The organism is Collinsella sp. LCP21S3_A3, from assembly GCF_052118905.1.
Classification (GTDB): Bacteria; Actinomycetota; Coriobacteriia; order Coriobacteriales; family Coriobacteriaceae; genus Collinsella.
This window is the reverse complement of sequence record NZ_JBQKGH010000016.1, coordinates 1-7,298: the sequence shown is the minus strand read 5'-3', so window position 1 is coordinate 7,298 and position 7,298 is coordinate 1. Positions and strand designations below refer to the sequence as shown.

General features: G+C 59.0%; 7 protein-coding genes and 5 tRNA genes. 8 read left to right on the top strand and 4 right to left on the bottom strand.

Annotated features, from left to right (window positions below; genetic code table 11):
* Positions 1 to 5: 5 nt before the first annotated feature.
* The 8 genes from ACTQ0H_RS07780 to typA all read left to right on the top strand — a co-directional run bounded on the left by ACTQ0H_RS07780 (position 6) and on the right by typA (position 4,453).
* Complete coding sequence (locus ACTQ0H_RS07780; RefSeq protein ID WP_441063256.1) at positions 6 to 515, top strand: hypothetical protein; 510 nt, start codon at positions 6 to 8, stop codon at positions 513 to 515.
* A gap of 156 nt (positions 516 to 671) precedes the next feature.
* A tRNA-Ile gene (locus ACTQ0H_RS07775) sits at positions 672 to 748 on the top strand.
* A 67-nt stretch (positions 749 to 815) separates the two neighbouring features.
* Positions 816 to 891 (top strand) — tRNA-Ala (locus ACTQ0H_RS07770).
* A gap of 4 nt (positions 892 to 895) precedes the next feature.
* A tRNA-Ile gene (locus ACTQ0H_RS07765) sits at positions 896 to 972 on the top strand.
* 153 nt (positions 973 to 1,125) lie between these two features.
* Positions 1,126 to 1,626: a bifunctional nuclease family protein gene (locus ACTQ0H_RS07760; RefSeq protein WP_427748159.1), complete on the top strand. Its 501-nt coding sequence runs from the start codon at positions 1,126 to 1,128 to the stop codon at positions 1,624 to 1,626.
* A gap of 33 nt (positions 1,627 to 1,659) precedes the next feature.
* Positions 1,660 to 2,016, top strand: a complete 357-nt coding sequence (locus ACTQ0H_RS07755) for a hypothetical protein (protein WP_441036911.1) — start codon at positions 1,660 to 1,662, stop codon at positions 2,014 to 2,016.
* A 30-nt stretch (positions 2,017 to 2,046) separates the two neighbouring features.
* Complete coding sequence (locus ACTQ0H_RS07750; protein ID WP_154516767.1) at positions 2,047 to 2,496, top strand: hypothetical protein; 450 nt, start codon at positions 2,047 to 2,049, stop codon at positions 2,494 to 2,496.
* 118 nt (positions 2,497 to 2,614) lie between these two features.
* Positions 2,615 to 4,453: a translational GTPase TypA gene (gene typA, locus ACTQ0H_RS07745; protein WP_154516764.1), complete on the top strand. Its 1,839-nt coding sequence runs from the start codon at positions 2,615 to 2,617 to the stop codon at positions 4,451 to 4,453.
* Positions 4,454 to 4,557: 104 nt separating this feature from the next.
* Here typA and ACTQ0H_RS07740 read toward each other — a convergent pair whose 3' ends face one another.
* The 4 genes from ACTQ0H_RS07740 to ACTQ0H_RS07725 form a co-directional block, all read right to left on the bottom strand.
* Entirely contained in the window at positions 4,558 to 5,703 is a 1,146-nt protein-coding gene (locus ACTQ0H_RS07740; RefSeq protein WP_441538802.1) for a polymer-forming cytoskeletal protein, read from the bottom strand.
* 184 nt (positions 5,704 to 5,887) lie between these two features.
* Positions 5,888 to 6,577, bottom strand: a complete 690-nt coding sequence (locus ACTQ0H_RS07735) for a trimeric intracellular cation channel family protein (protein WP_229770653.1) — start codon at positions 6,575 to 6,577, stop codon at positions 5,888 to 5,890.
* A 300-nt stretch (positions 6,578 to 6,877) separates the two neighbouring features.
* A tRNA-Ser gene (locus tag ACTQ0H_RS07730) sits at positions 6,878 to 6,968 on the bottom strand.
* 48 nt (positions 6,969 to 7,016) lie between these two features.
* A tRNA-Ser gene (locus ACTQ0H_RS07725) sits at positions 7,017 to 7,107 on the bottom strand.
* Positions 7,108 to 7,298: the final 191 nt, after the last annotated feature.

The window sequence follows — 7,298 nt, the reverse complement described above, 5'->3', positions numbered from 1 at the left end:
GAGCCATGAAGAAGAGCAACTATCTGGTCCTTGCCGTTTCGGCTTTGGTTTCGATCTTCCTGCTGTACCTGTGGTACTCGCTGGGATTCAACAAGATCGACAGTCCGCTCGACTTGGTGATTTCCATCGTTTGGTGGGTGCTGATCGCCGTGTTGGTTGTTTGGATCAACAAGCTCGAGAAGACGCGCCAGCAGCGCATCAGGACGATGTATCTGGCGCCCACGGTTCTGTACAACAGCGAGACAGGCGTTCGTAGGCTGCAGGCGGGCGTAAGCACCGTCGAGGCCATGCGCGAGATTCTGGAGGGTCTGGAGTACGGCTTTGATACCCAGGATCTTCCCAACCGCGACGAAGTCGATTTTGCCTACGTGGTTAAGACCGACGAGTACAAGCCTGCTCAGGACAAGGACTCCGAGCCCACTTGGAAAGGCTCGGTTGTAAAGATCGATCGCGCGGGCGAGAACACCGAGACCGCGTTCGACGGAATCCAGCAACTTTCTGCCGCCCTGGCGTAGATGGGGTATGGGGGCGAACCTGCGAGAGCGGGTTCGCCCTTTTTGTTGCCGTTAGGGTCAATAGGATGCTTGACCTGCGAGAATACGGCAGAAAAAAATTCTCAAATAATTGTTGACTCCCATCTTGCAACTAGGCTAATATATCCCTTGCGCGATGGACCTGTAGCTCAGTTGGTTAGAGCGTCCGGCTGATAACCGGGAGGTCACAAGTTCGAATCTTGTCAGGTCCACCACTTTCTTTCGCAATAAACACCCCAGCGAGAGCCGAGTCGCCGCTGGGGTGTTTATTACTGTCTCCGTGGGGGTTTAGCTCAGCTGGGAGAGCGCGGGCTTTGCAAGCCTGAGGTCAGGGGTTCGATCCCCCTAACCTCCACCATGATGGACCTGTAGCTCAGTTGGTTAGAGCGTCCGGCTGATAACCGGGAGGTCACAAGTTCGAATCTTGTCAGGTCCACCATCTAAAACGTAAAGAGCCCCGAGCTATTGCCTCGGGGCTCTTTTCTTACCTATCCAATAAGTTTTTGTGTGCGGTGCGAAAGTTTGGGTAGTATAGCTATTCAATGCGGCGGATCTGTCGCGCATGCCAATCACAACGTACCGGAGGTGTTCCATGGTTCGTGTCGACATAGAGACCATCGTCATGGCCGCCGGTCCCGTGCCATCGCTGATCGTCTTGCGCGAGCGTTGCCGTAAGTCGGATTCGTCCGCGCCGCTGCGCTCTCTTTCCATCCAGACCGGTTCCTACGAGGCAGCGGCCATCAGCCGCGGTATCGATACCGGCCGCACCGATCGCCCCATCACCCACGATCTTTTGCTCGATACCATCGAAGTGGTGGGAGCGAAGATCGAGCGTATCGAGATCGTGCGCGCCGAGCCGCCGGTGTTCTACGCGACGGTCGTCGTGCACACCGATAGGGGCGAGCGTATGCTTGACGCACGACCGAGCGACGCTATCGCCCTTGCCGTGCGCAGCAATGCCCCCATGTTTGTGGAGGACGACATCATGAATCGCTTGGGCACCGTCTCTCCGCTTGCCGACGAGGTTGACGACGAGAGTGAGTTCGAGAAGTTTGACGAGTTTGTCCACACGCTCTCGCCCGATGATTTCTAAATGTCGGTTGAGCACGATGCACGGCGAGCGCTGATGGGTACCAGTGTGTCGGCCGAAGCAGCCGCTATCGCGCGTGAGGCCCATATGCGCGCCGAGGCATTTGAGGCCGCGCGCATTGCGTATGTGACGCAGGCTCGCACTCTTCGCGAGCGCCGTGACTCCTATATCAAGATGGTTGTTGTCTCCGCGCTTGCCGCGGTAATCTTGTCGCGGCTTCGTGGTACAGTTGGTGCGCTTGGGTTTTCGATTTCGACGGGCCTGGTGATCTGGGGCGTGGTCGATGCGGTAATGCTGACCAACCAGATCAAGGTGCTCGACAAGCGCGCGGCGGATATGGTTCGCGCCCGTGACGCTGCCGCCAGAATCGCGGCCGAGGCACAGGAGTTATAACGACGCCGAATGCGATGGGAAGGTCAAAAGATGGCACAGGATATGCAGGACGCCGGTAACGTCTCCGCCGAGCTCGACGCCATGGTGTGCGATCTGATCGGTGCGTTTTTGGACGACCTTGCCGCCGGTGAAAACCCGGGCGTTGTCGTGGCGATCGAGGATGCCGCCTCCAACCGCTATCTTGCGGCTCTCGACGAGGACGGTGAGGAGGCATGCCTGGAGGCTGCCACCAACTTTATCTCCGAGCACAAGATGGGTCTCAAGGACGAAGGCCTGGGCCGCATCGCCCGCTATGCCATCGGCTACACCGGCTGTGTGGAGATCGAGGGCGGATATCACGACGCTTTGCTCGTTAGCTTCTTCGAGACCACGCTCGAGAGCGGTTTTTCGGCATATGTGCTGTACGAGGGCATGGGCGCCGGCGATGGTTTTATGTGGAGCGACCCTGAACCTGCAGGTGAGGAAACCCCTCTCATCTAGAATCGCTAAAATAAACGAGTTTTTCGGTAAAAGGCTCAATATTCCCGCCGAGCGTTGTATTGCTGGACGGGTCGCATACGCGTGCCGTTTGTATATAGATAGAAGATAGGGGAACTACATGCGCGTAGACAATCTGAGGAACATCGCCATTATCGCCCACGTCGACCACGGTAAGACGACGATGGTCGACAAGCTCCTGCGTGCCACGGACGCCTTCCGTGCCAACCAGCAGGTCGAGGATCGCGTCCTGGACTCCAACGACCAGGAGCGCGAGCGCGGCATCACGATTCTCGCCAAGAACATCTCTATCGAATACAAGGACGTTAAGATCAACGTCATCGACACCCCGGGCCACGCCGACTTTGGTGGTGAGGTCGAGCGCGTGCTGCGCATGGCCGACGGTGCCCTGTTGCTGGTCGACGCCTTTGAGGGCCCCATGCCCCAGACCCGCTTTGTCCTACGTCACGCCATCGACACCGGCCTTAAGATCATGATCGTCATCAACAAGATCGACCGTCCGGGCGCCAACCCCGAGAAGGCCTACAACGACTGTCTGGACCTTATGGCCGACCTGGGCGCCACCGACGACCAGCTCGAGTTTGCCATGGAGCACGTGGTCTATGCCAGCGCCATGAATGGCTTTGCCCGCCTTGACCCCAACGACGGCAACATGGACATGTACCCGCTGCTCGACATGATCATCGACGACATGCCCGCGCCCGAGGTTGACGAGACCGCGCCGCTCGCTATGCAGTGCGTGACCATCGACCACTCCAACTTTGTCGGCCGCATCGGCATTGGCCGCGTGTACTCCGGCACCATTCGCCAGGGCGATCAGATCCTGGTCGTCAAGAACGACGGTTCCAGCGCCACCGCTACCGTCAAGCAGCTCTTTACCTTCGACTACCTGGGCCGCACCGAGTGCCAGGAAGTCGGCGCCGGCGACATTGCCGCCGTCGTGGGTATCGAGCGCACCGACATCGGCGATGTCTACACCGATCCCGAGAACCCCGTCGAGCTCGAGCCTATCGAGATCGATCCGCCGACCCTGTCCATCGTCTTCGAGGCCTCGACCTCTCCGCTCGTCGGCCGCGATGGCGACATTGTGGGCGCCCGTCAGCTCAAGGAGCGCCTGTTCAACGAGGCCGAGAACAATGTGACCATGAAGATTGAGGAGCTCGAGGACAAGAGCGGCGTCGAGGTCTCGGGCCGCGGCATTCTGCACCTGTCCGTCCTGATGGAGTCCATGCGTCGCGAGGGCTTTGAGTTCCAGGTCGGCCGTCCCCGCGTTCTGTTTAAGAAGGATGAGAACGGCAACAAGATGGAGCCCGTCGAGCAGGCTGTCGTCGAGTGCCCGGACGAGTACTCGGGCAAGGTCGTCGAGGTCTTTGGCACCTCTGGCGGCATTATGACCAGCATGGACACCTCGGGCATCGTGACGCACCTTGAGTTTAAGATCCCGACCCGCGGCATCATGGGCCTTAAGAACCGCATCATGAACGTCACTCACGGCGAGGGCGTGTTCTATCACACCTTCCTGGAGTACGGTCCTTACGCCGGCGAGATCGGCAACCGTCAGAACGGCGCCATGATCTCCATGACCACCGAGAAGGCCGTTGCCTACGCTCTGGGCACGCTGCAGGAGCGCGGCCAGCTGTTTGTTGAGCCGGGTGTCGAGTGCTACGAGGGCATGATCGTGGGTGAGCGCAGCAAGGCCGGCGACATGGTCGTCAACATCGCCCGTACCAAGAACCTGGGCAACCAGCGTTCCTCGACCTCCGATATCTCCGTGCAGCTGGTACCGCCTCGCACCTTCTCGCTGGAGGAGGCGCTGGAGTACATCGCCGATGACGAACTGGTGGAGATCACCCCCAAGAACATCCGTCTGCGCAAGCGTCTGCTCAACGCCACCGATCGCAAGAAGGCTGCCGTTCGCGCCGGTCAGGTCAACAAATAAGCGCTGAGCTCTGTAGCATTCACAAGAAAGGGCGTCGACCATCGCGGCCGGCGCCCTTTTTGTACCACCACAAAGAGGAAGGACACCTTTGCGGTGGTTGGCGGTTAGGCGGAGGGAAGGCCCGGGGTGTTGGGGGCCTTTTGCGGTTTGACGTGGGCGTTGCGCCAGATGATCTGAATGAGATAGCCCAGCATAAAGACGAAGGCTACGCCGCTGATAAAGTTGCCCATAAGGGGAAGTGCCGTAAGGGCGCCGGCGATAGCGCCGCCCACGGCGGCCATGGCGTAGCGGTTCTGGCTGTGCCCGACCATGCGTGCGATCGCGGTGCCCGCAAAGGCCGCCGAGACCAGGGCGATGCCGATGACGCCGCACATCAGGGCTCCGGCGAGCGACAGGCCGGCAATAGAGATGATGAGCAGCAAGATGGCGGGAACGGCGGCTACCGTGCCCAAAAGACCGCTCACCCACAGCGGGGCGGGGTGCTGGTGAAGCATGCCGGCCGCGCTGGCTGTTGCACGCGGAAAGACGAGCTCAAGGAGAATCGCGACAAAGCAGGTGGAAAGAGCTGCGGCAACGATGCCGCCGATGACGTCGTTGACGGTGGAGGTATCCTCGTTCTCGGTGCGGTCGATCTTGAGGGCCCCCACTTTGGCGCCGTCGGCGCGTTCGGGGTCCTGTGAGACATGAGCGTTTACGGTACCGGTGATGTTGGCGTTTTTGCCGAGCACCAGCTTGTCGGCCCAGACCTCAACATCGCCATCGACAGTGCCGTCGATGGTTACCGTATTGCCCGCGAGCGCTGCCGACTTGGCGGAGCCGCGCAGGGCAACCGTCTCACCTGCGGCATAGAAGCAATTGGCGGTACTGCCGGAGTTAAGTACGACGTGCTGAGCGGCAACTGTCACGCTTCCATCAATGGTGGTCTTGGCGATATCGATGGTGCGCGCCGCCAGGCGAACGGCGCCGCCTACGGTGCAGTCGCGAATCGACAGACTTTCGCCGGCGGCGATGATATCGCGGTCGATGGACGCGTCGTCCAGGCTAAGGCTTTGACCGGCCCAGTACAGATCGCCCCCGACGCCGGATGGACTGGAATCCCCGTCGGACACGAAAACATTGCCCGCGGTGTCGGTGCCGGCGAATGCCATGGAAGGCAGCGCGGTAAACGCCAGCGCGATAAGCGCGAAGGCCATAATGAGGTGTCCGCGCATGTTGTGACGTTGCGCCGCCGCGGGTTGGTTGTGAGGCATGGTGAATCCTTTGCTTGGTGATTTGCATACGACCAATATGGTACCCATTGCGCCTTCGCTCTAAAAGAAACTCGCGGTTGCAGTATTCTGCATGGGCAATTGCCTACGTAAGGCGTCGCGGGATATCGGGCCTGCGGCCGGTTGTAGATAGGCTGTCACCTAGCGATGGGCCGGGCCGTGCTATCTATTTTTTACGATGTAGGAAACGCGCGATATCGTCCTCGGTGGGGCTTTTGATGTCAAAGCGCAGCGAGAGCCAGCGCAGGCCCATGGTCACTGCGACGCAAACGACCAGCGCGACGACATTGCTGACCAAGCCGCTCATGACAAGGCAAACATAGCTTGCCGATCCAGCGATAGCCGCGATGGCATAGAAGTTGGTGCGCTGGAAAATACCCGGCACCACGCCCATAAAACCATCGCGCAGCATGCCGCCGCCTACCGCGGTAAAAAAGCCCATCATGATGCACACGACCGGTGCAAATCCGTACACGAGCGCCTTATCTGCGCCGGTTGCCGCATAAATACCCACCGAGATGATGTCGAGCAGGGGGATGAGCTTGTCGGGCTTGTCGACGATGGCAGGGAAGATGTAGATGATGGCCGCCGTGGCGATGGACAGCGGAAGCGCCATGGGCTGGTTAAGGATGTAGACGTTGCCCACCTGGAGTGTCATATCGCGCAAAAGACCGCCGCCCAGACCGCAGACCACGGCGAGCGCGACGGCGCCCACCAGATCGAGTTTGTGCTCGCGCGCAACCAGCACGCCCGAAATCGACGCCGCGACGACAGCGAACATCTCGAGCCAAAACGGGATGGCAACCATGGCATCCGAGGCGTGTGCGGTAACGATTACAGTGGCGATGACGGGCAAGGTGGGTTCCTTTGGGTAGTTGGATTGGAAAATGCCCGTACATAGTACATGGTTGTGGGAGGTCGTGACCCCATTGCTCGGTAAACGGTCGGAACTGGGCGCGGTCACAGGTTCCAAACATGTACATCAGCATCCAAAAACGACATTTTTTGACATCTTTGGAGGGTGATGTACATGTTTGGAGATCTAGATTGGTGTTGAACGCCCTGGCGGGTTCGAACCCCTCCTCCGCCGCCGTATTTGTCTGTAAGGGACTCAAAACAAAAAAGCTCCCTTTGTTGGGAGCTTTCTCAACCAAAATGGCGGAGGAGGAGGGATTCGAACCCTCGTGACCTTATACAGGCCAAACGGTTTTCGAGACCGCCGCATTCAACCACTCTGCCACCCCTCCGCGTGGGGTAAAAACAAAGCAGGCACAAAGGCCTGCTTTGGAATTAACTGGCGGAGAGTCAGGGATTTGAACCCTGGAGACGCTTTTGACGCCTACACGATTTCCAATCGTGCTCCTTCGGCCACTCGGACAACTCTCCGTTAAATGCGAAAGTCAGTATACACGAGGAATCGCAAAGTGCAAACCAAAAACTTGGCATTTTTTAAATTGCATCGCTCCCCTTGATTATCAACTTCATCCGAACACCTCCCACATTCATCCGTACATGTGCGGATGAATGTGGGAACCCGATACCCTGAGGGCCGGATCGGCCGGCCCCGGGAGATCGGA